This window comes from Paenibacillus sp. S33, assembly GCF_053615415.1.
This window is the reverse complement of record NZ_JBSIEZ010000001.1, coordinates 2,611,401-2,637,061: the sequence shown is the minus strand read 5'-3', so window position 1 is coordinate 2,637,061 and position 25,661 is coordinate 2,611,401. Positions and strand designations below refer to the sequence as shown.

Below are 25,661 nucleotides of genomic sequence, written 5' to 3'. Positions count from 1 at the left end.
CCTACTCATGCCGGGCCAATTTGCCGTTTGTTATATTGAAGGACTGATTGACCAAAACTTGCTTCAAATCATCAATTCGCAAAATCAGATATATCAAGCTATCTTGTCCGGAAGTGCTGTCATTGTGATTGACGGTAATCTATGTGCTTTGGCCATTTCCATAGCAGGCGGGGTCAGAAGAGCTGTTGAGGAGCCCAGTTCCCAAACCGTCATTAGGGGGCCTAAATAAGGATTTACAGAGGATATCTCGTTGGTTGCTCAACGGGAAGGTACTCCTTTTCCTGCATTATTGGAAGCATTCATGATGGAATTAATGTTTGAAGTGATTCGTGAAGCCGGTGTACGGATGCCCCGGGTCATCGGACCAGCCGTTTCAATCGTAGGGGCTCTGGTTATTGGGCAAGCAGCAGTACAAGCCGGACTGGTCTCAGGTGCAATGGTTATCGTTGTTGCCTTCACAGCTATATCTAACTTTGAAATTACGTATTTTAGTATGCGCTCAGCAGTCCGGTTATTGCGTTTTGCTCTCAGTGCTGCTAGCAGGAGCACTGGGGCTATTCGGTATTCTGATGGGGATCATCCCCCTTTTGGTTCACCCTGTAGCACTCAAATCGTTCGGCATTAATTATTTTATGCCCTACAGCCCCTCCTATAAGTCCAATTTTAAGGACTTGGTCATTAGAGCACCGTGGTGGGCTATGAAAACAAGACCTAATGAAAAATCGGGCCCTAACAAGACGAGACAAGCAGCCCATCAATATCCTGACAGTTCAGATGATACTGGTGGTGATCATGAGTCTGATATCCAAAAGTAGTTGCAAATTCGGGAAGGATGGGAAGCAGCTCAGAAACGGAATATCGATCTTGTTGGAATCGGGAATAAAATCCACCAAAAATATTCTCAAGATTGGAAAAAAATTAAGGAAACGTGGCCTAAAGAGTTGGCAAGCATGGACATGGAACTAGATGTAAAAGTAAACATTAAACGCCCAGGGTTATTTCAAAAATCTTTTAAAGAACTGCTGGAATCTGAAAATGATAATTAAATGCATGAAATAAATATGGGAGGGGTGAATGTAAGCCATAATATTGGGGTACACTCTTCAACCTGTTGTTTGTTGGATATTTTGCATATGAAACTTCCCGGAATTTACGCGATTTAGGCGAGGTGACAGTGATGACTTTGCTGAACCAAACACCAATATGGGTCATTACCTTGATTACAGTCATGGTTATATCCAATACGGTTCGTTACGGATACAAAGTATTGTTTTCATTTAGCTTAATTCTTTTACCTGTTTTTGCGATTGCATTTACTGTAATTACTGTATTAATCCCGGCCACCGGCCTTTTTCACTTTGAGTTTATACTTCCTATTTTGGAATACGATGGTTATTTTTGTTCTGGGTTCCAAGATCGCCGCAAGCAGCACGCTGCCTCTTTTGGAAACTGTACAATTGATTGAATTGGCAGAAGTGTTCGAACGCATGGATGCACTTTTCACCTTGCTCCTCTTTCTTGGCTTAATTATCAAAATGGTCGCATTTTTTAATGGTGCCGTGATAGGGCTTGAAAAAATAACTAAAATTGGATTTAAAAAATGGGTTTTGCCTCTCGGAGCTCTCATTTATGGGCTTTCATTTCTATCCCCTAACTACACTCATCACATTATGACGGGTCGGAAGACTGTGGTTACTTTTTGGTTTCCTATTTTTCAGTTTATCCTCCCATTATTGCTTCTTATAGTAATAGTTATTAGAAAAAGAAAGAAGCTAAAAAAAACAGCCCGATTCGTAATTCAGCCTCTTTTATTGTGCTTTTTCTATTTCATCGGCACGATGTGAAGTGTTCCATCCTCGCTAAACTCTGCATAGGCAATCTCATCGATACTATCATATCCCTGCTCTCGCACTTTTGCTTTAATCTCTTCAATATCGATTGACTTCCCACGCATAGATTCGTTCAGGAATTTTCCTTTATCAATGACTGTAACAGAAAAAAGATCAGGCTGTGCGTCTATTCCCATATCCTGAGCGGCGGGTGGCTCGTATTCGGGTTTGCGCATGACTGACAATGAACCGTTCGTCTCTAACGTGGCATACAAGACCTCACGTAGAGAAAAAATATTTTGCTGGCGCAGCATGGAGAGCAACTGTGTGAATTCTATATCATATTTTTCAAGCATCTCTTGATTGACCTGGCCCTTATCCACGAGCAGCACTGTTCGACCTTCTGCCATATAGCCAAATTTCACAAAACGGGTCGTCGCCTTTTCAAAAAAGTAGGCCAGCGCGCACCATAGTGCCAAAGCAAACAATAGCTGCCCAATGGTTACCTTATCGTCATATAACGTATTTCCCACAATTTCGCTTAACACCAATGATGTTAGGAAATCGAGTGGTGTTAACTGACTGAGTGTTTTCCGACCTGTAATAAAAGTAATGATCCACAAGCCAAAAAAGCTGATGATCAATTTGACACCAATCGTAACAAATACCTCCATAAGTATGCCTCCCGGAAGAAGTTGTTTTCCTTATGTGTTATTTACACCTGTCTACCTCAGCATAAACAGAGGCTTATTCCTAAAATTGTACGATTAAAAAAGCCCGCTACCAACTAGAGGCAGCGAACTTTTTAATTACGGCTATTATATAATCTTAATCTTTCAGATGTTTATCAAAAAACTCTTAACCACGTCCAATATATGTGGCTGGTTAAAGGCAATATGCCAGCTCCCGTAATTTTGTGCATAGTGATATCATTGCCCGCTAGCTTGGACTCTGGAGTCAGGATTATCTACTTTTCACAAGAAGCTGAATCGCTTCTTTAACCAGCTTATCCGTGTCTCCTCCAGCCTCTTGCTCTTCCAATATACATCGTTGCAGATTCTCTGCTACAATTTGGGCAATCGCTTTATCTGATGCGTTACGTACGGCAGATAACTGGCTAACGACGTCTTTGCACGATTTTCCTTCATCCATTAAACGAAGTACCCCACGCACCTGTCCCTCAATCCTCCTCAGGCGCGTTTTCAGTTCATCACTGTAATTGTAATCCATAAGTAATGCACTCCTTTTTTGACTTACCATATACACGTATAGGTATATTATAAACCAAAAAAATAAATAGGATACCCTAAATAAATAGATTCACCTTGCCCTGCGAAGCATCCCCCAAGTAGGCGGCTACTCCAGCATATTCCAAACCTTCGATTAGCTCTTCTTGCTGCAGCCCTAACAAATCCATGGTCATGGTACAGGCGACGAGCTTGATCCCCTGCTCTCGTGCCAACTCTATAAGCTGCGGCAAGGAAAGCGCATTGTGCTTTTTCATGACATGCTTGATCATCTGTGGACCAAGTCCGGCAAAATTCATTTTGGATAGTGCAAGCTTTTTGGGTCCACGAGGCATGATCCAGCCAAAGGCTTTTTCGAGCATTCCCTTATTGGTGCTCACGATTTCATCCTTGCGTAACGTATTTAGCCCCCAAAAAGTAAAGAAAATAGTTACTTCATGATCATATGCTGCCGCTCCATTCGCAATAATGAATGCAGCAATCGCCTTATCCAGCTCCCCGCTGAATAATACAATCGTTGTTTTGGGCTGAGCATATTCTTGATTATTTGTATAAATTCCTGCTGTCGTACTCATATGGATTCGCTTCCCTTAGTCTCTCCAGCCCATTCGGATATGCCTGAAAGTACAGATTTGACTTTATTAGCGCCTTTGGAAACTAATAGCTGACAAGCCATTTCACTGCGTGCTCCAGCTTGGCAGATCACTACGATTTCTTCTTCCAAGTTCAGTTCAGAGAGTCTGTTCTCCAGTTCGCCAAGAGGGATGTGCTTAGATCCAGGGATATGTTTAAGCGCAAATTCAGCGGGTTCACGAACATCAAGCAAAATGAAGTTCTCGTTTCCAGAACATTTTGCTTGTAGCTCTTCATAGTTTATCGTAGAAGAAAATATTTGCTCCTTCTTCACTTCAGCCGGATTTGCTTTGCGTAAATAATGTCGCATTACATCTCCTTCTTGGAGAGTGCCCAAATATTGATGTCCGGTGTTTTTGGCCCAGCTCTGAAAATCGGCTAATGAACCTTTGTCAGTCGCCTGAACCTCCATAATCTTTCCGGGAACGAGCTCATTCATAGCCTTTTTTGTTCTTACTATAGGCATAGGGCAAGCTAGCCCTTTGCAATCAAGAATACGATCTGCTTGGATATTGTTAATTGATGACATTGTAGTACCTCCGTCTGTTTTTTGAGGGGGCTTAGCTTAGTTAAACCTCTTTATACATATACCCCTATGGGTATTAGGATAACGAGACTCGCTTCTCTTGTCAACTTATTTGGCCGTTTTTTCTCAGTAGCAAACGAAATCATGTCTTGAACAAAATAAAATTAAAAGCAAAAAAGCCGCGCAAAAACGCGACTCTAATGCATAAACCCAAATTAATCGTCTTTTTTCATCAGTTCTGGCAGATCCAGCGACATCGAAATATTGCACAGCATACCTCTGGCAAGAAAAAGCATCGTTCTTTCCATTGCTTGTTCAATACCTGCCCGTCGGAAAGCATCATAGACCGTCGTATGAATTTCACGGAATCCTTGCTGCATCACGCTTACGACCTCATCCTCGCGAATCGTCTGCGCCTGCATTTGCAAAAGTGTTTCATTGCGGTATTCCATCATCATTTGCGAATAGGCTGCAATTAGCTCTTGCTCGAGCTGTTCAGATGAGGCCGAATGAATGACGCTGTGAAAAGATTCTATGATACGTGCAAATGAAACCTTCAAGGCTTCAACAAGCAACGCTTCCTTGGTAGCGAAAAAACGAAAGACGTAAGGCTGAGAAATATTGGCCCGTTCCGCAACTTTGGCTGTTGTAGCTCGGTAGTAGCCCATCTCTGCAAACACTTCAATAGCAGCAGATATGATTTCCTTTTGGCGATTTATAGAGGTTGACGTAGCTTTAGCCATGTTTTTTTCATCCTTTTATTTAGCACAGTTTTCTGATTAGTGATTAATCAATTACAAATCAGTATAAACAACATAACCTAAAAATGCAATGAGTTTGAACAAAGTCGCCTCCGCAATTCTGACGGAAACGACTCTGTTATATACATCCAATTATGGTTTTTTAGAGTTAAAATATATTCGGATATAATTGATCTTTTGCGTTTTGGTTTGATAGGAAAATACTAAATAATAACTAAGTCCTGATGTGTTATTGATCGTATAATTAGCTTCTGCTGTGTCAGGTATGTCTCTAGAGGTGTCAACGGTTTCCGTAGGTTCGCCCAATTCGTCAACAACTTGTTTGATAAGCAACTTCTTATAGTCTGGATCGAAAGATGTAATTTCTGTAACTTTATCGCTTCCATCCAGCATGATGTCTGTATGATACTTAGCATAGCTTCTCATAGGACCTGTAGAACCTGACTCGGATTTCCCCCACAGGTCAAATAACAAATCGCTACTAGTTCCCAAGCCAAGACCTTTAGGCAAATTCGGTAAGGTCCCCTGCTTGGCTGCGCTGAGTATAGCAGCTGCGGAGCTGTGTTTACCGTGAGATGAAGCTGTACTACTGGCAGGTTCTTGATGGGTAGAGGTTGAGCCTTGCCCATTAGTATTGAGATCCGTGTTTTGATCTGTAGAACTAACAGGTGGTGTGACTGTTTCTGCTTTAGTAGGAGCAGTTGATTTTTCCTCCCCGCTATTGCTGCATCCTGTCATCACAGCAAAACCTATAGCCAATAAGGCACTAGTGGTGATTAGCTTGTAAGCCAACTTTTTACGATCATAAGATTGATGTGTATGCTTCATTATAAGATCACTCTTTCCTTGTTCTTGGGTACAAACCAAGTGTAACCGAACCTCATTTCCGGAATACCTCTACTTGTTTCCAACTTGTAAACAAGGACATTGATGATTTTCTAACATACCCTATTTACGACCATAAGCTCCCAGCTGTTGTTTAGAAAAGGAGTAAGGAGAGTCACTCTTCTTCAACCATATATTCCCTTTAATGATGAAGATGTATACAGCAAAAACAAAGTAGATCGTACCCGCAATCCAGTCTATTGCCGTTGGGATGTCTCGCTGTACTATTTCATGAATATACCAGATTCCGACTGGAACATGCAGGAGAAGTGCCGTAAACAAGCCAGGATTATATAAGGTTTTTGCTTTAATATTGACAACGATGCCGTGCCAAACGACCTGAAAGAATCCCATAAAAACTGGTGCGAGTCCAAGCCAGATTACTTGCGGAAACCATACGGGAAGCAGATAAAACACATAGGCAATTGCCACATTGATAATCATCGCTGATTGAGTGTTTAAAGGGTAATGATCCGGTGTGTCACTTTTAAACATAACATTGTTAAATAAACCAGCAAAATATCCAGGCCAGCGGTACTCCTCAAATTGATGAAACAATATAGCCACAAAACTCAACCATAACATGCCTGTTATATCCGAAAGGATAGCTGGATTCATAAGTAAAACAATACATACAACCACACCGATTATAGCCCCTGCATCTTGCCAATATTTTCTCAAAAAATTCATATTAGTCACTCCTATGATTTATTTTTGATCAAAATATCTTTCGAACAGCAGATTTAATTGTTCCTCTATTGAAGGTATTTCCACAACTGCCCCTGATTCAAGAATTGGACTCATCAGTGCAGGCAGAAAAATAGCTCCAAATATTTGCAGCATCATTGCTAACAAGCGCTCCGGCTGTTGCTCACCTGTCAGCTCCTTGATCGTGCTCTGAACCTTTGGAAATCCCATTATGTTTAAAAACCTTCCGTATTCCTGTTGAGATGTAAAGGGCGTGCTGCCCATGGCAATAATTCGCGAAAGAAGCTCTGGATATTGACGAATGACCTGCAGATAGTTAAGTAAAAATTGTTTCAGTCTATCTTGGGGGGGCATCGTTGTATTGTCCAAAATAGAAAAGGTATGCTGAAAGCCATTTAATATCACTTCAATAGCTTCACTGAGCAGATTTTCCTTAGAGCCAAAATAATAATTAACTAAAGAAATATTAGTAGCAGACAGCTCGGCAATTTTCCGGATTGTAACCGCCTCAAAACCTTCCTTTTGAATAAATTCCAGCGTAGCGTCTAAGATTTTTTCTTTGGTTTGTTGTTTTTTGTCTGGGTGATTCATGTTTTTCCTCCTCCTATTTCGTCCAATCATAACGGATGAATGAAATGGGACGATTTTATGTAAATGACTTTTCAAACAATAATTAAAACGTTGTTTAAATTACTGTTTGAACTCAGTTTAGCACTTTATATTTCACAAAACAAGGAGCAATTTGAGATTTAGGGAATAGAAAAACCCGCATAACGAATGAGATCGTTTGCGGGTCGATTGAATGGAGATTGAAAAAAGGCCTAAATAGCCCAATTTCCTTTGCGGAACACGGCTTCTTTGCTTCCGTCTTGCAATTCGCCGTCAATATCCAGCTCAGCTGAGCCGATCATGAAGTCCACATGAGTCAGGCTGACATTGGCACCGTTCTGGAGCAGCTCCTCCCGGTTCATTTGTGTCCCATTTTCCATATTAAATGGATACGCACTGCCTAGAGCCAAGTGGCAGGAGGCATTTTCGTCGATACCTGTATTGTAAAAAATGCGATTGAGATTGGAAATTGGTGAATCGTGCGGCACCAGTGCAACTTCTCCCAAATAGCTGGCCCCTTCATCCGTAGCGAGCAAATGAGTCAGATGCTGCTCGCCGGATTCTGCTGTATATTCAGTGACTTTACCGTCCTTAAAGGTAAACGTTATGCGATCCACCAGTTGACCATTTAAATTGAGTGGCATTGTACTTGTGACATGACCATTGACACCTGTACGCTTAGGCATCGTGAACACTTCTTCTGTCGGCATATTCGCGACAAAATAATCTCCGTGCTCGTTCTCACCACCACCACTGCGCCAAATATGCCCGTCAGCCAGTTCAATTCTCAAATCTGTTCCTGGTGCACGATAATGGAGGCTTTTATACTTTTTATGATTCAGCTTGTCTTGTACCTGTTCAAGGTTTTTCAAATGTTTCTGCCAATTCTGAATAGGATCAGAGCCATCTACACGATTCATTTGGAAGATTGTATCCCACATGACACGTATACGATCCTCTTCTGCTACATCTGCAAATACTTTATCGGCCCAAGCCTTCGTCGGCGCTTTAATCAAACACCAGCTAATTTTATGATTTCGGGTATATTTGGAAAAACCTTCTCTCGCCGTAGCTGCCGCCTTAGTCGCACGAGATACCTTTTGTGGATCAATGCCTTGATATAAATCCGGGTTCGGCACTTTAATCGTTAGTGTGGCTCCACCCTCTTCGGCAAATTTCTCCATCATTTCTGCCTTCCAAGCAGGGTAGTCATCAAAGCTGGCTTCGTTACCATGTTCAAAACGACTACGTGTAATGGAATCATCCTCGAACTCTACCTGTACATATTTAGCGCCTGCTTCATAGGCTTTGCTGACAATCAGGCGTGTAAACTCAACAGTTTCCAGTGGTGCAGTTACCAAAAACGCCTGTCCGGGCTGAATGTTAACCCCTACTCTTACGACCAGTTCTGCGTATTGCTCCAACAATGATTCAAATGTACTCATTTTTCCACGCTCCTGTTCCGTTTTGATTATATTGAATGATTTCATCACTACAGTACGGATTGCTTCTCCAGTTCCCGCAGCTCCACTCTTCGTATTTTGCCCGAGCTAGTTTTAGGAAGCTCTTGAATAAACTCTATTTTTCGTGGATATTTATAAGGCGCCGTCCATGTTTTCACATGATGTTGCAGTTCCTTCACTAACGCCGGTGATCCTTCTACCCCAGCTTTGAGTACGACAAAAGCCTTTACAACATGTCCACGGATTTCGTCAGGGCTGGCTACGGCAGCACATTCCTGCACGGAGTCATGCTTCATAAGCGCTTCCTCTACTTCAAAAGGACCAATGGTATAGCCAGAACTGATAATGATATCATCCCCACGTCCTTCGAACCAGAAATATCCATCCTCATCTTTGCGAGCCCGGTCTCCCGTAACAAAATAATCTCCGTGGACACTAGCTAATTTGCGTTCTGGATCATGGTAATACGTATGGAATAATGCCGGCAGATCAGCGCGTACCGCAATATCGCCCACTTGCCCCGGAGCCAGCGGAATGCCATCCTCGTCTACGACCTCAACGAGTCCCGGTGCAATAGATTTGCCCATCGAGCCTGTGCGCAGAGGCGCTTCCTTTAAATTACCAATAATTAATGTGCTCTCTGTTTGACCGTAGCCGTCACGAATCGTAATGTTGAACTGCTCCTGAAACTTATTAATGACCTCCTGATTGAGAGGCTCTCCCGCAGAAACTGCGCTGCGCAATTGGGATAGATCATATTGATCCAAACCATCCGTTTTCGCCATAATCCGGTATTCTGTCGGCGTACAGCACAACACTTGGATTCCGTACTGCTGCATGAACTGCAAATAGCGACCCGGACGAAACGGACCATTATATACGAATCCGGTCGCTCCATTCCCCAGTACAGATAAAAACGGACTCCAAATCCACTTTTGCCATCCTGGTGCAGCTGTAGCCCATACTACGTCTGAAGCTCGAATATCCAACCATGGTGATGTTATCCGCAGATGGGCATATCCCCAGCCATGGCTATGTACAACACCTTTAGGATTTCCCGTGGTGCCCGAAGTATAGGCCAGAATGGCCATATCGTCACGGTGCGTCTTCACAGCTTCAAAAGTATCTTCCTGTCCATCCATTAGCTCATTCAGCACGAGCCAGCCAGATACATCTGCCGTGTCGTCCCCGGAGACCACGATACGATAATCCAGAGCAGGCAAATCATCATTTATTTTGTCCACTTCGCTTGTTGCTCCCGTCCAGGCAATGACTGCACGCGCTTCCGAATGGCGAAGACGATATGCAATATCCTTGGCACGTAGCATTTCTGAAGATGGAATAACAGCAAGCCCCAGCTTCAAGCAGGCCAGATAAATTACATACGCAATAATACGCCGTGGTACTACGACCAGAACCCTGTCACCTTTGTTAAATCCCAGATTTGCGAGTCCTCCAGCCAGCCGGTTAGCCTTTTTCAACAGCTCTCCGTAGGTGATTTCTTCGTATTCTCCTGTCTCACTCAGCCACTTGAGTGCAGTTTTACTAGCATCATGGTGTTCCATTTCCGAAGTCATATTGTAATATTCAGGCGCAAGCCATTGTTGTTGATCTGTCAAATTATACCTTCCCCTTTATACATAAGATGAGATCCACTTTCTTACTGTAGTATAACACGTCTTAGTACCAGGTTCTAATACCAGGATCATTTTTTTGGAAAAAAATAAATTTGGTAAAGCGAACGACAAAAATAAAGAGCCTGATTTCAGGCTCTAGGCTCTTTTTCTTCACCGCTATCGTGATCTACAACTGGAGTTCTACCATTGTAAAAGCTGCTTCCTGCCCGTTTACGAGCAGCGCAATCCGGTGCGCTCCCGCATAATGGCAACGAGTTGTCAGGTCTGCAAAACGGTGTGTCCGTGTACCTGCAAGACGCGTTCCTCCGGGGACCGTTTTATCAGATAGCAAAAACAGTTTACGTGAGACTTGTCCTCTCGCCTTCACAAAATCGATGCCGTACTCGATACGGACTCGTACTGGGTCACCTTCTCGAAGCTGAAGCGCGTAGCTCAACTCACAGTTATCACCGAGCCTTAGCAAGGCAGGGTCTGTGCTGAAAGAGGCTTCCGTGACTAACGGCGCCCCGTCTGTTTCATCCGCATAGCCAAACATTGCCATCACTTCGGGGATGGATTTGCGAATCAAGGTCCGACAGCCATGACGCACAATCCAGTCGGTGTCAGGATGTATCCCTTTCCACCGTTGAGCCGTAGCAATGACCACATCAGGATGATCCTTGGCGATATCGTTCAGGTTGTTGGCTACACTTTTACGTACATATAGTGAAGGATCCGCCTTCAGTAATTCCAATATGGTCAATACTGGAGCAGGATTGCGCTTAAACACAGGCAATGCCTGTCCCCATGGTAGCCGTGGACGACAGCCTTCGCTGGCAAGACGGCGAACGTGTTCACTTTGGTGTCCCGCCCAGGTCGTCATCTGCTGCATCATCCGTTCCGGTTCACGCAGGAGGAAGGGTCTCACGGCAAACTCCGCAGAGGATTTAGATGTGAAGCGCTCCAGTGCCTTCATGGACAGGTCCCAATGCTCTTCTCCCTGCCCATAAACCTCCACAAAATCGGGGAAAAACAAGTACGGAAAACCACTGCAATGCTCGTCTATAGCAAAAAGAATATCCAGAGCTTCTTCATAATTGCTGGGCAAAAATACCCCTAATGTAAACGAAATACGCCGTATTCGTTCTTTTAGCTCCAGCTCATCCCATTTTTCATCCATCACTTGATGGATGAATCCGTTGGTATCGAACGGCATGTACGCAGACTGTACTTTTTCACCGAATAGTTGAAGAAAATTCTCCGTGTACATATTTTTTAAGGGCTCGGCCATTATATATCTCCTTTTGAATGAGGTTGAGAGAATTGTAGCAAGGCATACTAAAAATGCCAAGTCCTATGATTAGGACCTGACATTTTTACATTAATACAAGAAAGCGATTTACTTATAATTCGTGTTGGGCAAACCAATTGGTAATACGTTGCAGTCGTTCCACGCGAAGCTGCGGGTGCCCTTTTCGTGAAAGCTCGTGACTTGAAGCTGGAAAACGGACAAATTGCGTAGGTTTCCCCAAGCGACGCAATGCTGTAAACAGCTGTTCTCCCTGCTCTATAGGGCATCGCAGATCCTGCTCACCGTGCAATATGAGCAGCGGTGTGTTGATTTGCTGCACATAAGCCAGCGGAGATTGCCTCCACAAGAGCTCGCAATCGTCCCACGGATTCCCGCCGACTTCATCTTCAGTAAACGAGTATCCTATGTCACTCACTCCATACATGGACAGCCAGTTAGATATGGATCGCTGGGTCACAGCTGCACGGAAACGATCGGTATGGCCGACAATCCAGTTTGTCATAAAGCCACCATAGCTTCCTCCTGTTACACCCAACCTTTCTGGATGAATGAATGGAAATTGACGTATAGCCTCGTCCACTGCGCTCAGCAGATCGGTGTAATCGCGTCCGCCGTAATCTCCAAGGACGACATTGGTAAAAGACTGTCCGTACCCTCGGCTTCCTCCCGGATTCGTGTAGATGACTGTATATCCCTGAGCGGCCAGCAACTGAAATTCATGAAAAAAAGAATTGGAATACATGGCATGAGGACCACCGTGAATCTCCAAAATAGCAGGATAAGATACCCCCTCCTTAAACCCAGCAGGCTTCATCACCCATCCCTGCACCCGTCGTCCATCCTCAACCTCAGTCCAGAAGATCTCAGGCACACTGATCTCAATCTCATCAAGCAGAGAATCATTCACTCGTGTCAGCTGTTCCTCAGTTCCTGAATGAATCGCAATCCGGAACAAATCACCCGGTAAAGCTACATCGGTGGAAGCGGCAATGATATGCTGCTCATCCGAAGTAAGCTCGAATTGGTAAATTTCCCGTTCTCCTTGGGTTAAAATTTTAAAAGTTCCATCAAGCGCAAATTGATATACGTGTACATTGCCTTCAAGGGTTACCAGCGTATACAGGGATTGACCGTCCGCACTAAAGCGTGGTGGTCCTACATGAAGATGTGAACGCATGTCGCTCATACCCGCGTTACCGAGGTGAGCGTCAAGCGTCTCACTAACGCATACTGCCGTCCCCCCACTGGAAGGAACCGTGTACAGTCGGGTCTGTGTAGCGTCTTTGGCATGTCGATCATGACCGTAAAAGGCAATCGTTGAACCGTCGGGAGAATAAGCAGCACTCTCGATGTGCAGTTCAGAATGGGTCAACTTAAGCGGTGCTGCTGCATCACCATTTGAAGTCGCAGGAGCTATCGTAAACAAATCATTTTGCTTACGTAAATCCGTATCCTCGTTCGAATGCTCTGCTATTCTGGCGACGAATAAAATACGTTGACCATCCGGTGACCACACAGGCTCCGCCACATCATAAGCGCCGGAAGTCAGTTGAACTGTGTACCCCGAAGTCACATCAGTTACATACAAGTGATCACGAGTATCATCCCACAGTCCATATCCGTCGGATTTAGCTTTCGTTCGATTAACGACTCGTCCCTTAAGTTGTGCCTCCTGAGTTCCTCCATCGGATGTAGGGCTTGACGGGTTCTCGGCCGTTTTAGCTACAAACGATATGCAGGTCCCATCAGGAGACCAGGCTAATGAATGAACATTGTTCTCTACGTGTGTAAGCTGTCGTGCCTCCCCCCCGCGTTTCGGAATAATCCATACCTGGCGCTTGCCGTCTGTTGTACGGAGAAAAGCTAGTTGTGTTCCATCTGGTGACCAGACAGGCGTTTCATCTTTGGGTCCATATGTAAAGGGTACTGCGCTAGCGCCTTCAGACGATAATAGCCAAATTCCTGAGTTATAATCTGTCCGCTCTTTATTAATATGCTGCTCTACGTAAGCGATTTCACTGCTGAGAGGATGAATAGCTGGATCGCTAACCCAGTGAAGTCGATATAAATCCTCGGCTGTTATACAGCGCTTGGTCGTACTAAATTGTGGGTCGCTCAAAAAAATTCCTCCTTTATATCATTAGATTCCACATCTTTAAATTTTAATTAATCCGATTAATTTTATGCGATTTAAATAAATATACAATTACGTTACTCTTTTTATGTATCTCTGTCAATTTGTCTAAAACTAAAAAGCACCTCTCTCAGTCGCTATCGACCCGAAAGCACCGCTACTTCGGTTGCTTTCATGAGAGAGGGTAACGTTATTCATCAATCACAACTGAAAAATAGGAGAAATGGAGGGAGCACCTTTAGGAATAGCAGCCAGTGATCCATTTTCTTTGTGTAGGTTCGGCACCTGCTGCCAAATAGTGCTGGGAATCTCTCGCCGCAGCACAGGGATGATATCCTCGGCAAACCGATGCAACTGTTCAAGTTGCTCCTGCTCTTCCAGCCCATCCACGCTTATGCTAAGTACCTGATGGCCGAACGCAGTATAATAGTTTCGTATTTTTTCAAGAACGCTGTCCGCAGAACCAATCAGAACTGGACCGTTGCGGATATTGTCCTCCAAACTTGTAAACGGGGATTGATTATGCTGAGCCGCCGCCGTCGAGTGGTAAGCATCATAATACGGGCGATAGCGTCTGATCGCTTCCTCGTCTGTATCCGCCAGATACAAACTCCCGGCTCCGGCACCAATTACGGCCCGAGCAGGATCATGACCGTAATAAGCGAGCCGTTCACGGTAATGATCAATTAGCGTTTTATACTTGGCCTGAGGATGGAAAGAATTTGAGGAAAATAACGGCTCTCCATATTGTGCAGCCAGCTCCGTCGATAATGTACTGGAGGCACTTCCATGCCATATCGGAATTTGCTGTTGATACGGGCGTGGCTGTGTCGTGACCTGATACAGCGGGGACCGATAGCTGCCCTCCCACGTAACCTCTTCCTCGCTCCATAGCCGTTTGAGCAGACGATAGCGTTCTGCTAGCGACTCCCACTGTTCTTCCTCCGTAATTCCAAACAACGGATAATGGCGTGGATCATTGCCTTTTCCGATAATCAGTTCTAATCTTCCACCCGATAAATGATCCAGTGTCGCGTAATCCTCAGCTACGCGTACCGGGTCAAGAATACTAAGCACCGTTACCATCGTCAGCAGACGAATCCGTTCAGTTCTCGCTGCTATAGCGGTCAGAACGAGTGGAGGCGAAGACGACAAAAAAGGCGCACCATGCCGCTCCCCCACACCATACGCATCAAAACCAAGCTCCTCTGCGAGCACAGCTTGCTTTATTACATTTTGGAATTTTTGCTGCGAACTCCAGGCTTCCCCGGTAATCGCATTAGGCAGATTAGCCATTAGGCTGAATAATACAAACTTCATAAGCTCCTGCCCCCCTTCTGCGAACGAATCGGCTTCGTCCGTTCCCTATGATCGCGTCTAATTTCGATTGGCTGTCTCGGCTTCATTTTTTTCACGAATATAGGTGGAGAATAATTCAGGATTCACCACTTTACGCAGTAAATGCATCGTCCCGTCCCCTGTTCCATGGTCAAAAGCATGGATACGTTCATATCCCCAACGCTCGTACATGGATAGCAAATAGGGATGCTTTTCCGCAGTCGCCAGTGTCACAGCAGGAGCACCGACCTTGTCACGAATAATCGTTTGCTCTACCCAATTCAGCAGTTTTTTCCCATATCCTTTGCCCTGGGCAGCCGGGTCTACAGCAAACCACATCACAAACGGTAGATCGGTTATAAAATTAAGGGCTCTATTTTTGAGATGGCTAACGGTAGCCTGAATAACACCGTCTACTTCCAGCACATAGCAATCATTATTTTTAATGTTTTCTTGAATGAGAGCAACGTCTGCCTGAGCGGCAGGCCATCGAAGCTCCAACTGCCGAATTGTTTCATACGCCTCATACGTCACATACTGCAATCTTTCTGCGTCCTCCTGGAGTGCCAGACGATAGATTTCACTCATACTAACCCGCCTCCTTCTAATGTTTTTATAAAACGAGTGAACCACTATATAACTATTCCCATCTATTTAATAAGATATAAAAGTTAACATAACTGTAGCATGCTCACCATTCAGCGACAAATTAATTTTTTCTATAACTCCATTTAAAATAACAATAGCCCCTCGAAAGATGGGAATTCGTTCATTAAAGTCAACGCAAAAAAGCCCGAAAATCGGGCTCCTCTACTTTCTAGACGAATAAAATGCTGGTCTTAGCTCCGGCATTCAAAACAAACCATGTATGCTGTACTACTCCGCAGGGGCAGTAAAGCTGCGTTTGGCAAACTCGCTGTCCAGCATATAAAAGGCGTTGCTGTCTCTTTCAATGCGCTTAAGCTTCTGGATAACACTGTCGAACAGAGCTTCCTCTTCGACTTGCTCATCAATAAACCATTTCAGGAAATGGATCGTTGCATGCTCACGTCCATCGAGGGCCAAGTCAGCCAGATGATAAAATTTTTGCGTGTTTTGCTGCTCATGCTTGTAGCCATGCTCAAATACGTCCAGCATGGAATCGTAGCTATTTTTCGGCTCCGGCAATGCAGCCAATGTGGCGCGTCCTCTACGGTCATTAATGTATTTATACAGTTTCATGGCATGAAACCGTTCCTCCTCAGCTTGTACCAGGAAGAAGTTTGCAAACCCATCCAGACTTTCACTGGAGCAATAAGCAGCCATCGCCAGATATACGTGAGCGGAGTAAAATTCAAAGTTCATTTGCTCATTCAGAGCCTGTGCCAAATTGTCATTCATGTCTCAGGTCACCTCGGTCATGTATGTAGTGATGTAACGATCATAGTGTACCACGAATCCGATCACAAAAAAATGGACGGAAGTGAATTCAGTGCTCTCACGTTCCGCCCGCATTTTCCACAATCAGTTCACAATCAAGGCTCCAGACCCCAGACACGTTTGTCGTTTATATACAAAGGTGCTTTGTCCCAATCCATATAAGATGTCTTGGTTGGATCATAGGAAAAATCATCACTTTCGTTATAGTTGCTCCAATCCGTCTTGTTCATGCGAATTTGAATATCTCCTGTATTTTCCCCTGCTGCCAGACTTCCCGCACCAGCTCCAAAGGAGATTTCCAGATAATAATCTGCGCCTGTAACGGCCTTATCCAGTTTCACAAAACGTCCCTGAACGTTACTACTGCCCAACTGTGCATAGTCACAATGGAATTCCTGTGGCTTGTCGCCATCTACGGTGTAGTAGTATCGCAGCTTGACATTTTTCAGATCAACTGCCTCTTTACCCTTGTTTACTACACGGAACAGTGGCCGAATCTGGTTATCTCCCGGGTTGGTGTCGCCCACGCGATATTGTGCAATCACATCTCCCGTTGCTGGAATGGGTGCTGCCGTAGGCTTGGCACTGACCTCAGCAGAATCCGGGCTGGTTCCTAAAGAATTTGTTGCATTTGCCACATAATAATAAGTGGTTTCATTCACCACTCCTGTATCCTTGTAAGTGCTGTCTGTTACCGTTGCTACTGTGGTATAAGGGCCACCACTGGTTGTCGAGCGCTTGACTGTATAGCTATCGGCACCCGTCGCTTTGCTCCAGGTCAGTGTAACCTGAGCGTCCCCTGCATTTGCCTTCACATTTGCCGGAGCTTTGGGAGCTGTCGGCTCGGTTGGTCCACTACCGTTAATGAGACGGTCATACTCGGCATAAGCCGTTGCCATATCCACTTGGGACCAGAAACGATGATACGTAAATTCTGGAGCACCTTTATCCCATTTTTTGGTCTGATTGTTCCAAGAAATCGTGTATTTATCTTTGAGATAAGACCATTGTGGATCTTTAGTGATATTAGGCCGGATGTCACTATAGCTGGAATACGTACCATTACCGCCTTTGGACGGATCAGACGGTGTAGCTCCTGTGCCAGGGATTGTGTTGCCTTGTCCAGTCTTACCGCTCCAGCCGCTCGGAATATACACTTCTTTAGTGAAATAGCGATAATAATCCTCGCGCGCTTCCTTCGTTGTAATGCCTATACCATCGTTATAACCCCATGCAGCATCAAGCAAAGCTTTAGACAGATCCTTAGCTTCCTTGCCTAACTCGGAATAGTCTCCTTTTTCAGCTTTCGTTCCAGCAGCAAAGAAAGTAAGTGCTTTAACATAGCTGCCCAGCACTCCGGCATCCTGCCCTGGATTCTTTGTTACCACATGGAGATTGGTATTCCCTTTATGATTGGCAAATCCGCTCCAGGTTTCAGGCTTTCCGCTCCATTCCAGATTGCTCGGCAGCCAGAATTCCCCTTTAGCTGCTGTAGTAGCCACTTTCGGATTCTTGCCACCCAGAATACGCTTACCTTGAGCGTCCAAATAGTATCCCTGTGCATCAGTCACAGGCCGTTCGTTGGCAAATACATAGCTCTTGGACCACGCTATCCAGTTTTCCGTCACTTGTTTAGCCATTTTAAACTGCTCGGACGAAGTATCCCCTTTCTTGGCTAAAATGTAGTACAGCTCGGCAACCCGCTCGACAGGCCAAGCCTGCATCCCGAACCAGTTGTTCGACGGTGGATCATTATATACAGGAGCCCCTGTATAAGCCATACCATAAAAGGTACTTGTGCCAGATGGATAAGCCTTGTAGGCACCATCCCAGCTATTCGTCGCTCCGCCTGCAATGGCCCCCTCATCGGATTGCAGCCAAGTATAAAACTCCAGTTGGCGCTTCAGCGAGGTCGCCCAGTCCTGTCCCGCCGTTGGTGAATTCGGTATTAATCCACCATCTTGATCGGACAACGCATACGCTGCGACGACATTTTGGTAGCCCTGATGCGCATGGCTGGCACCAATACGCCAAGCCCAGTTGCCGCTTTGGCCAAGTCCGCCGCCCCAAGCCGTATACCATGCCATCAGGTAAAGACTGGCATCCTTCCCCGTACCAGCAATAGGACTCCCATTGGAAGCACTTCCGGTTTTCTGGAAGTATTTATCGTACATACCGTACCGCAAAAAGTCTCCCATCTTTTTGGCTTTATCCAAATATACGGAGTTGTCATATCCCAATTCCTTAGCCCAGTACATCGCTTGGACTGCCCGTGCATCTGCATCGGTGGCATTCGTGTAACGCCATTGCTGTGCCGGGGCATTATTTTCCTTGGTAAACAAGCTCATAAAGCCTTCATTAGGCTTGCCAAACTTATGATTATCTTGTGATGGATGCGGTACAGCCTCCCAGACTGATTCCTGTTCCCCACGCTGGAAGGTGTTTACATAGGCAGCTGTATGCGACGGATTCAGAAGATTGCCGAAGCCGTACCAATTATCCACATCCAACAACCAGTGCATCAGATAAGTCTGGTTGTTGCCATAGGTTGCCTTCAGCTCAGAGTCCAGTGGATCCTTGCCAGCACCATACTGACCACTCAGACGGCTTGGGTACTGATCCGGCTGCGAATATTCTGCGGCATAAGTGGCCGGGCTGTTCGGATTATAGTTACTCATTGTCGGTTGCTCTTCCTTACCGTCCCCTTCATTAACAGGAATGATATATTTCTCCATGTTGTCCCATGCGGATTCCAAATGCCCCCAATCCCCAGTATAATGACCATACAGCACTTCCAGCCACATCCAGTAGCTGTACGCTTCCGAAGTCGTTAAGTGTCCGTAATCCGGAGCCTCGCTCATGAGCGTTTCAACGGAATGATAAGGGATGCCTTCTTTTGAAAAGTATCCGCTAGCCGGATCCTTCAGCTGTTTATATAGTTGTAGAAAACGTGTCGATTCCGGTGTTGCGGCTGATGCACGGTCGGGTCCTGCCTGAAATAAGCCCAAGGTTAACGGAAGTACCAAAATGGCTGACATGACCATAGAGACAGATTTCCTGAACACGGATTTTCTGCTGATCACTTTTGCATTCATCCTCTCCATTATCAATTTTGGCTTTACACAAGAATTTATTCCGAAAAACGACAGCACAAAAAGACAGCATCATCACCTCACTTTCCCGTAAAAAAGGTGGAGGACACGCTGTCTATTGCTCCAAATGCTTCGCATTGGCCCTGGAAAAAATATATCATACTAGGCGCCAGATGAGCGTCGAAAAATTCTATAAGTTTAGAGATTCACAAGGAAAATTGACGAAATCGATTGGAATCGGTACTATTTCACAGGGAGGCGTTAAAACATGAAAATTTTGCTATTGCTTGGTTGTATCGTGATGTTTTTAGCCGTAGCTCTGGGAGCGTTCGGCGCGCATGCATTGAAAAAAAGACTTTCCGCAGACATGCTCAGCATATTCCAGACAGGAATTCAATATCAAATCGCTCATGGACTGGGTTTGCTACTGCTTGGAGTTCTTGCTGACAGCCTTGTCCATTCTTCTCTCATCGTAACCGCAGGTTGGGTTATGCTGGTGGGTATTCTCCTGTTTTCCGGCAGTCTGTATGCCCTTAGTATATCCGGTGTGAGAAAGCTTGGAGCAATCACTCCCCTTGGCGGGTTGGCTTTTTTGGCAAGCTGGGTCATTGTAATCGTGGCGGTTGTGCAAGGTTAAAGAAGGATAAAGGAACGGAGACTTGGAAAAGGAGGCGCTTCCAAGTCTCTCAATTATTAACGAAGCATTCCTGATTATATGAAAGAATGCACTATCTCGTCTGCACTTGTTGCGCTTTCTGAGCGGCTATCCGATGACCTTCGATATAACGTCTGGATTCAGCCATCTCATGCTCCTGAGCAGCTTCCATAATAATATGAACCCCCGGCTTGTACTGCTCCAGTAGTTCCATGTAGAGGCCATAGTTCATGTCTCCAAAACCCGGCGGCACCGTCTCAATTTCACCTGACGATGACAACCGCCGGTCTTTGGCATGCGCTGCGATAATCCGGGGGCCCAGCAGTTGGAAAGCTTCGCGGATGATCTCATCCTGTTGCGCCAGATTTTCCGTTTTCAGCAAATTACCCGGATCAATCACAACACCGATGTGTGAAGAAGGTACTTCCTCCAGAAAGGTAGCCAACTCTACGGCGGTTCCGACCAAGTGATCGTTTGCAGCTTCCAATCCTACGAATACGCCCCACTTCTCCGCTTCATCTGCTAATTCACGCACTACTTCCCTTACAACTCTCCAGTCACGTTCCGTATAGGCAGTACCGTCCTCATTACGTCCGACTTCAGCTGCAACCATTGGTGCTCCTAACAGACCCGCATATCGGATCAGCTCTTTGAAGCGCTCTACATTTTCACGCAGCAATTCCTCATCCTGTATAAAAAAATGTAAATAGCACCCGAGCACCGATATGGATACACCATGCTTACGAAATTCTTCTGCGATAGACAGTGCCAATCCCGGATTGAACTTACCCGGTTTATTAAAATCTACATCACTGATCGCTCTCCACGGAGCCAGCTGAACATGAGTAAAGCCCGCTGCGCCTACCTTTGCAGCCAATTCACGATAAGGCAACTTGCCAAACAAATGTGCCAATACACCTACTGTCACTAAAAATCACCTCTTATTTTTATTATTGTATGCTACTTGTTACCGTACTCTGCTCAAAGGTCTCATTGATGATGTGCGTAATCCGTTCCACTTCATCATGAATAAAAAAGTGTCCTCCCTCAAAGGTAAACATACGAAATTGCTGATCCGTATGGTGTGCCCATGCCTCCGCATCTTGTAAGGTCACCGTGTTATCGGTCATTCCCGTCAAAGCGGTGATAGAACAATGTAAAGGTGCGGCTTTAGCCATGTACTTATACAACTCGACAGCTTTGAAATCCGCTCTTAACACTGGCATAAAATAGTCGTATAATTCCCGATTGTCAAAAATCGCTTCCGAAAGCTGACCGTACCGCTGCAAATGCGTCCTGAACTGATCTGCGGGCAGATCGTGTAACCACGGGGAATTTCTTGGGACATGCGGTGCCCGTCCACCTGAAACGAACAGATGAGCAGGCTTTCCATATCCACTCGCCACCAGCTTGTAGTACAGCTCGAATGAGATCATCGTCCCCATACTGTGTCCGTATATGGCATAAGGATCGCCCGGGGCTATCTCTTCGCTGATCTTATGCAACAGATCCTCGCTCATCTCCTCAATGCTTTCCTTTAGCGGTTCCCCAGAACGAATACCTCTGCCCGCTAATTCCAGTGGAACAAGCTTAATTTGCGGAAGCAGCAACTTTTTCCATTTGAAGCTGACCGACGCCGATCCGCCTGCATACGGGATGAAAAATAATGTGATAGGTGCCATTCTTGCAACCTCCTGCCTTGCTAAATTCTAACTTTTTCATTTTAGCATAAAAAGGTATATTTACCCATTTCGGATATTTTGCAAATTCCAGAAGAATGCTTGAGAAAATCAAGTACATTTTGTATAAGGCAGGAAATGTCTTTCTAAAGAAAGAACGGCTTTATGTTTGAATATAATCATGTGTTGGGTCTTTTGACGGGTACAGCGGCATGGAACTTTATAGCTATTACTCAATCCATTCTCGGTATTCAGCCCGAATGGGATGGTCTGCGTATTGATCCGTGCATTCCTACAGCCTGGGAAGAATTCACAGTCACCCGTGTCTTCCGCGGTGATACCTACGTGATTCATATCACGAATCCACAGCATGTCTCCAAGGGTGTAGTTACAGTTACCTTAGATGGCACCGTCCTTACGAATAATATCCTGCCGGTTGCAGGGGACGGGGCTATCCACCAAGTAAAAGTGTTGTTAGGCTAACAAGTTCATGGCCTTCAAAAAAATTAGCTTCAACTTCATCACATAGTATCTTATAATACGAGAATGGCTAAAGATACATTAAGTGTGGTGACATCATGAACAAGACAAAACGGCTTACTCAAACCATGGATTACAAAACAAAGCAAGCCCGCTGGGTACGCAAAATGTTATTACTGTATTGGATGATTATAGCTGTACATTTTATCGTCCAGCTGGGCAGCTACTTATTTCTTGATTACCACGCTTCGCCTTATGAATTTTACGTCGGAACCCTTATTGTTCCCACGCTAATCATGAGTGGTTCCAACTTACTGGCAGAGTTGGCCCATTTTAAATTTAACAGGTATTCTTTTGCGATCCTGTTTATGGCAAGCACCGTCATTTGCTGGATGATTATTCGCCTAAATTATGATATCCGGATTATCCCTGCGCTATGTTTGTTGCCTATTTTCTCTTCTATTCTGTTCTTCAATCGTCGCTTAATATGGCTTTCCTTTGTATTGCAAGTGGTCGTCTTTTTTCTGTTGCTGGCAGCAGATGGATCATTCCGCAGCTATTTGTCAGACTTTGATATCGTGGCGATTCCAACCTTTTTAATTATGTCCACCTTTCTTGCTCTCATTATTCAGGCCAGCGGCCGCGATTTGTTAGTGGATTTGTATAAAACAAAGCGCGCCCAACAGGAATTAATGATCAGTAACGCGATTATCAGCAAAATGTCAATGACTGATGGTTTGACAAAGCTGTACAATCATTTGTCCTTTCAAAACTTTTATGAAAAAGCACTCGAATATGCCGAACAAGGCGCGATCATCCATCTGGCGTTAGTGGATATTGATAATTTCAAGAAGATCAATGACACTTACGGACACCAGTTCGGAGATAAAATTTTGGAAGGCATCTCGCAAATCATTACAGAACAGATTACCGCAAATGACATTGCAGCTCGCTATGGCGGTGAGGAATTTGCTATTTTGATGTTCGAGCATACTTTCGAAGAAGCTTATCAGATCGTCGAAAACATCCGGCGTGAAGTGGAGAAAATGACCTTTCAGGAGAAATTGCAGCTCGTTTCTGTAACCGTAAGCATTGGACTGAAAAGCTATACAGAGGAAATGAACAAAGATAAAGATGTATTTTTTCAGCAAGCAGATGACTATCTGTATCAAGCTAAGCGCTCCGGGAAAAACAAAATTGTTGCTCTTAATCATATCGCTTAATGTAAAAACACTTCATTTGATGGACTCCGGCATGAGCTTGCCGGAGTCTTTTGAATATAGAGCTTAAAATATAATAGAGTTGACAATTCCATAAGTTGAAACTAAAATTGTTACATATGTATTGGTTATTTACTTACATTAAATAAGTTCGAAGGAGATGGTTTTTTAAATGTCAACCCTCGTTATTGTCGTTCACCCTGATCTTGCGGAATCTCGCATTAACAAAAGATGGGTGCAAGAACTCAAGAAACAATCCGACGTGACCATTCACAACCTGTATGAGGTATATCCAGATGAGCAAATCAATGTCGCCCAGGAGCAGGAACTGCTAGAGCAGCATGACCGTATCGTTCTGCAATTCCCTTTTTACTGGTACAGCACTCCTTCCCTGCTGAAAAAATGGCTGGATAAGGTTCTAACCTACGGCTGGGCTTATGGAAGCGAAGGTGGCAAGCTACAGGGCAAAGAGTTGTTGATCGCCTTGTCTGCTGCCAGCGTTGAGGAAAATTATCAACATGACGGACGGAACAGGTATACGATCGAAGAGCTGTTGAGACCTCTGGAAGCTACAGCCCATATGATTGGTGTCAAATTGCTCCCTTATTTCGTACAATATGGTGCTGCAGTATTGACCGATGAGCAACTAGAGCAATCCGCACAAAAATACGCGCAAACGGTTATTTCTTAATTTTTTACTAGAAAGCCCCTTGGACGGCGCCCGCCATACCTGCTTTACAGCAGACGGCAGCTCCAGCCAAGGGGCTTTACTGATCGATTTACATCGTAACCAAGGTACTGGTTACTTGTGCCATACTTTCTTTAATAATTTCGCAGCCCTTACGCAAGTTTTCCAAGCTTATCGTTAACGCTGGCATAATTTTAATTACCGTATCGTTACGCCCAGCACGTTCAATAATGAGTCCCCTACTAAAGCAGAGAGACGCTACCTCCTTGGCGAACGCTTCTCCCAGATGAGACACATCAATCCCCCAGATCAATCCCATGCCACGAATTTCAATAAGAGGATCTATCGATTGGATATGTTCACGCAAGAACTGCTGAACAAATGCCTCTTTTTCCTTCACTTGTGCTTCCAGCTCTACCGTATCTCTGAACTCCAGCGCAGCCTTTGCCCCGACGAAAGCAAGCTGATTTCCACGGAAGGTGCCGTTATGCTCACCCGGACTCCATATATCCAATTCTGGCTTGAGTAGCAACAGAGACATTGGCAATCCGTATCCACTGATCGATTTGGACAAAACAACCATATCAGGAACGATTCCCGCCCGCTCGAATGAGAAGAACGAACCAACCCGGCCGCAACCGACTTGAATATCGTCAACAATGAGTAAAATATCATGATCATCGCACAGCTGTCGCAAATCACGCAGCCATTCGGTCTCTGCAATATGAATACCGCCTTCAGCCTGTACCGTTTCCAAAATGATCGCGGCAGGCTTTTCCACACCCGAATGGGTGTCTGTTAAAAGCTGCTCCATATACAAAATGGTATCCATTCCGTTAAATGTGCTGTTATAAGGTATGAAGGTAACATTGTTCAGGGGAACCCCTGCGCTCTCTCGCATGGAGTTGTTGCTGGTAATAGATAAACTGCCCAGCGACATCCCGTGGAACGCACCCATAAAAGCAAAAATACCATTTCTGTTTTTCACCTTGCGTGCAAGTTTCAGTGCTGCTTCCACTGCATTGGTTCCGGTCGGTCCGCAAAATTGCAGCTTATAATTCAAGCCCTTGGGCTGGAGAATACGCTCTGAAAAAGACTCCATAAACTCTTGCTTGGCCGTCGTGTACATATCCAGACCATGCATAATCCGATCGGAAGTTAAATAATCCAATATCCGGTTTTTCATAAAATCATTATTGTGCCCATAGTTCAAAGCCCCTGCACCGGCAAAAAAGTCAATGTAACCCTTGCCTGCCTCCGTGTACAGTACATCGTTTTTAGCTTTGTTGAAAACAACTGGAAAACTTCTGCAATAGGATCTTACATTGGACTCCAGCACTTCGAATGTGTTCATGATCTCTCGTCCT

Annotated in this window: 28 protein-coding genes and 1 pseudogene; 10 read left to right on the top strand and 19 right to left on the bottom strand. The window is 44.9% G+C overall.

The annotated features are described in order from the left end of the window. Positions 1 to 7: 7 nt before the first annotated feature. The 6 genes from ACWGXJ_RS12220 to ACWGXJ_RS12195 all read left to right on the top strand — a co-directional run bounded on the left by ACWGXJ_RS12220 (position 8) and on the right by ACWGXJ_RS12195 (position 1,844). The gene (locus ACWGXJ_RS12220) at positions 8 to 229 is read left to right on the top strand and encodes a spore germination protein (RefSeq protein ID WP_452566838.1); all 222 of its coding nucleotides are present in this window, start codon (positions 8 to 10) and stop codon (positions 227 to 229) included. Positions 230 to 301: 72 nt separating this feature from the next. Continuing rightward, positions 302 to 625 (top strand): spore germination protein, encoded by a 324-nt coding sequence (locus ACWGXJ_RS12215; protein ID WP_452566837.1) that lies wholly within the window; start codon positions 302 to 304, stop codon positions 623 to 625. After that, positions 570 to 815 (top strand): spore germination protein, encoded by a 246-nt coding sequence (locus ACWGXJ_RS12210; protein WP_452566836.1) that lies wholly within the window; start codon positions 570 to 572, stop codon positions 813 to 815. The genes ACWGXJ_RS12215 and ACWGXJ_RS12210 overlap by 56 nt, the downstream gene beginning before the upstream one ends. After that, on the top strand, positions 816 to 1,046 hold the full coding sequence (locus ACWGXJ_RS12205; RefSeq protein WP_254330308.1) for a Ger(x)C family spore germination C-terminal domain-containing protein: 231 nt from the start codon (positions 816 to 818) through the stop codon (positions 1,044 to 1,046). It begins immediately after the preceding gene. Between the two features lie 65 nt (positions 1,047 to 1,111). After that, positions 1,112 to 1,465: a GerAB/ArcD/ProY family transporter gene (locus ACWGXJ_RS12200; RefSeq protein WP_452566835.1), complete on the top strand. Its 354-nt coding sequence runs from the start codon at positions 1,112 to 1,114 to the stop codon at positions 1,463 to 1,465. Next, positions 1,389 to 1,844 (top strand): GerAB/ArcD/ProY family transporter, encoded by a 456-nt coding sequence (locus ACWGXJ_RS12195; RefSeq protein WP_452566834.1) that lies wholly within the window; start codon positions 1,389 to 1,391, stop codon positions 1,842 to 1,844. The genes ACWGXJ_RS12200 and ACWGXJ_RS12195 overlap by 77 nt, the downstream gene beginning before the upstream one ends. Here the strand turns inward: ACWGXJ_RS12195 and ACWGXJ_RS12190 are convergent. The 16 genes from ACWGXJ_RS12190 to ACWGXJ_RS12115 all read right to left on the bottom strand — a co-directional run bounded on the left by ACWGXJ_RS12190 (position 1,823) and on the right by ACWGXJ_RS12115 (position 19,524). Further along, positions 1,823 to 2,503: a YetF domain-containing protein gene (locus ACWGXJ_RS12190; RefSeq protein WP_452566833.1), complete on the bottom strand. Its 681-nt coding sequence runs from the start codon at positions 2,501 to 2,503 to the stop codon at positions 1,823 to 1,825. The genes ACWGXJ_RS12195 and ACWGXJ_RS12190 overlap by 22 nt on opposite strands. A 289-nt stretch (positions 2,504 to 2,792) precedes the next feature. Continuing rightward, positions 2,793 to 3,059, bottom strand: coding sequence for a metal-sensitive transcriptional regulator (locus tag ACWGXJ_RS12185; protein ID WP_013310304.1), 267 nt, complete (start codon positions 3,057 to 3,059; stop codon positions 2,793 to 2,795). A gap of 76 nt (positions 3,060 to 3,135) precedes the next feature. Next, positions 3,136 to 3,651 carry a DsrE/DsrF/DrsH-like family protein gene (locus ACWGXJ_RS12180; protein ID WP_452566832.1) on the bottom strand — a complete coding sequence of 172 codons (516 nt, stop codon included), beginning with the start codon at positions 3,649 to 3,651 and terminating at the stop codon, positions 3,136 to 3,138. Further along, positions 3,648 to 4,238, bottom strand: a complete 591-nt coding sequence (locus ACWGXJ_RS12175) for a sulfurtransferase TusA family protein (protein ID WP_452566831.1) — start codon at positions 4,236 to 4,238, stop codon at positions 3,648 to 3,650. Before ACWGXJ_RS12175 ends, ACWGXJ_RS12180 begins: the two co-directional genes overlap by 4 nt. A gap of 212 nt (positions 4,239 to 4,450) precedes the next feature. After that, positions 4,451 to 4,978: a TetR/AcrR family transcriptional regulator gene (locus tag ACWGXJ_RS12170; RefSeq protein ID WP_069291900.1), complete on the bottom strand. Its 528-nt coding sequence runs from the start codon at positions 4,976 to 4,978 to the stop codon at positions 4,451 to 4,453. A 150-nt stretch (positions 4,979 to 5,128) separates the two neighbouring features. Further along, complete coding sequence (locus tag ACWGXJ_RS12165) at positions 5,129 to 5,824, bottom strand: DUF4309 domain-containing protein (RefSeq protein WP_452566830.1); 696 nt, start codon at positions 5,822 to 5,824, stop codon at positions 5,129 to 5,131. Positions 5,825 to 5,944: 120 nt separating this feature from the next. Continuing rightward, on the bottom strand, positions 5,945 to 6,571 hold the full coding sequence (locus tag ACWGXJ_RS12160) for an HXXEE domain-containing protein (RefSeq protein WP_061831669.1): 627 nt from the start codon (positions 6,569 to 6,571) through the stop codon (positions 5,945 to 5,947). Positions 6,572 to 6,589: 18 nt separating this feature from the next. Continuing rightward, positions 6,590 to 7,180 carry a TetR/AcrR family transcriptional regulator gene (locus ACWGXJ_RS12155; protein ID WP_061831668.1) on the bottom strand — a complete coding sequence of 197 codons (591 nt, stop codon included), beginning with the start codon at positions 7,178 to 7,180 and terminating at the stop codon, positions 6,590 to 6,592. Between the two features lie 230 nt (positions 7,181 to 7,410). Continuing rightward, complete coding sequence (locus ACWGXJ_RS12150; RefSeq protein WP_452566829.1) at positions 7,411 to 8,643, bottom strand: aminopeptidase; 1,233 nt, start codon at positions 8,641 to 8,643, stop codon at positions 7,411 to 7,413. 47 nt (positions 8,644 to 8,690) lie between these two features. After that, the gene (locus tag ACWGXJ_RS12145; protein ID WP_452566828.1) at positions 8,691 to 10,280 is read right to left on the bottom strand and encodes an acyl-CoA synthetase; all 1,590 of its coding nucleotides are present in this window, start codon (positions 10,278 to 10,280) and stop codon (positions 8,691 to 8,693) included. 184 nt (positions 10,281 to 10,464) lie between these two features. Beyond that, positions 10,465 to 11,568: a DNA alkylation repair protein gene (locus ACWGXJ_RS12140; protein ID WP_452566827.1), complete on the bottom strand. Its 1,104-nt coding sequence runs from the start codon at positions 11,566 to 11,568 to the stop codon at positions 10,465 to 10,467. Between the two features lie 112 nt (positions 11,569 to 11,680). Further along, complete coding sequence (locus ACWGXJ_RS12135) at positions 11,681 to 13,708, bottom strand: S9 family peptidase (RefSeq protein WP_452566826.1); 2,028 nt, start codon at positions 13,706 to 13,708, stop codon at positions 11,681 to 11,683. A gap of 216 nt (positions 13,709 to 13,924) precedes the next feature. After that, positions 13,925 to 15,043, bottom strand: coding sequence for an LLM class flavin-dependent oxidoreductase (locus ACWGXJ_RS12130; protein ID WP_322174906.1), 1,119 nt, complete (start codon positions 15,041 to 15,043; stop codon positions 13,925 to 13,927). Between the two features lie 57 nt (positions 15,044 to 15,100). Then, positions 15,101 to 15,649, bottom strand: a complete 549-nt coding sequence (locus ACWGXJ_RS12125) for a GNAT family N-acetyltransferase (protein WP_023988541.1) — start codon at positions 15,647 to 15,649, stop codon at positions 15,101 to 15,103. 288 nt (positions 15,650 to 15,937) lie between these two features. Beyond that, on the bottom strand, positions 15,938 to 16,441 hold the full coding sequence (locus ACWGXJ_RS12120; protein WP_013310291.1) for a ferritin: 504 nt from the start codon (positions 16,439 to 16,441) through the stop codon (positions 15,938 to 15,940). A 134-nt stretch (positions 16,442 to 16,575) separates the two neighbouring features. Continuing rightward, complete coding sequence (locus ACWGXJ_RS12115; RefSeq protein ID WP_452567894.1) at positions 16,576 to 19,524, bottom strand: glycoside hydrolase family 48 protein; 2,949 nt, start codon at positions 19,522 to 19,524, stop codon at positions 16,576 to 16,578. 316 nt (positions 19,525 to 19,840) lie between these two features. On the opposite strand from ACWGXJ_RS12115, the gene ACWGXJ_RS12110 reads away from it, so the two are divergent. Continuing rightward, entirely contained in the window at positions 19,841 to 20,209 is a 369-nt protein-coding gene (locus ACWGXJ_RS12110; RefSeq protein WP_061831662.1) for a DUF423 domain-containing protein, read from the top strand. A 91-nt stretch (positions 20,210 to 20,300) separates the two neighbouring features. Here the strand turns inward: ACWGXJ_RS12110 and ACWGXJ_RS12105 are convergent, their stop codons facing one another. Together ACWGXJ_RS12105 and ACWGXJ_RS12100 are read right to left on the bottom strand one after the other, a co-directional pair. Beyond that, the gene (locus ACWGXJ_RS12105) at positions 20,301 to 21,155 is read right to left on the bottom strand and encodes a sugar phosphate isomerase/epimerase family protein (protein WP_061831661.1); all 855 of its coding nucleotides are present in this window, start codon (positions 21,153 to 21,155) and stop codon (positions 20,301 to 20,303) included. Positions 21,156 to 21,177: 22 nt separating this feature from the next. Further along, entirely contained in the window at positions 21,178 to 21,909 is a 732-nt protein-coding gene (locus ACWGXJ_RS12100) for a thioesterase II family protein (RefSeq protein WP_452566825.1), read from the bottom strand. A 192-nt stretch (positions 21,910 to 22,101) separates the two neighbouring features. Here ACWGXJ_RS12100 and ACWGXJ_RS12095 point away from each other — a divergent pair. The 3 genes and pseudogenes from ACWGXJ_RS12095 to ACWGXJ_RS12085 all read left to right on the top strand — a co-directional run. Then, a pseudogene (locus ACWGXJ_RS12095) lies at positions 22,102 to 22,389 on the top strand (glycosyl transferase); the annotation flags it as partial. Between the two features lie 95 nt (positions 22,390 to 22,484). Continuing rightward, positions 22,485 to 23,609 carry a GGDEF domain-containing protein gene (locus tag ACWGXJ_RS12090; protein ID WP_452566824.1) on the top strand — a complete coding sequence of 375 codons (1,125 nt, stop codon included), beginning with the start codon at positions 22,485 to 22,487 and terminating at the stop codon, positions 23,607 to 23,609. A gap of 169 nt (positions 23,610 to 23,778) precedes the next feature. Beyond that, entirely contained in the window at positions 23,779 to 24,297 is a 519-nt protein-coding gene (locus tag ACWGXJ_RS12085) for an NAD(P)H-dependent oxidoreductase (RefSeq protein WP_235306270.1), read from the top strand. 88 nt (positions 24,298 to 24,385) lie between these two features. Here ACWGXJ_RS12085 and ectB read toward each other — a convergent pair whose 3' ends face one another. Then, entirely contained in the window at positions 24,386 to 25,648 is a 1,263-nt protein-coding gene (gene ectB, locus ACWGXJ_RS12080) for a diaminobutyrate--2-oxoglutarate transaminase (protein ID WP_061831657.1), read from the bottom strand. Positions 25,649 to 25,661 lie beyond the last annotated feature (13 nt).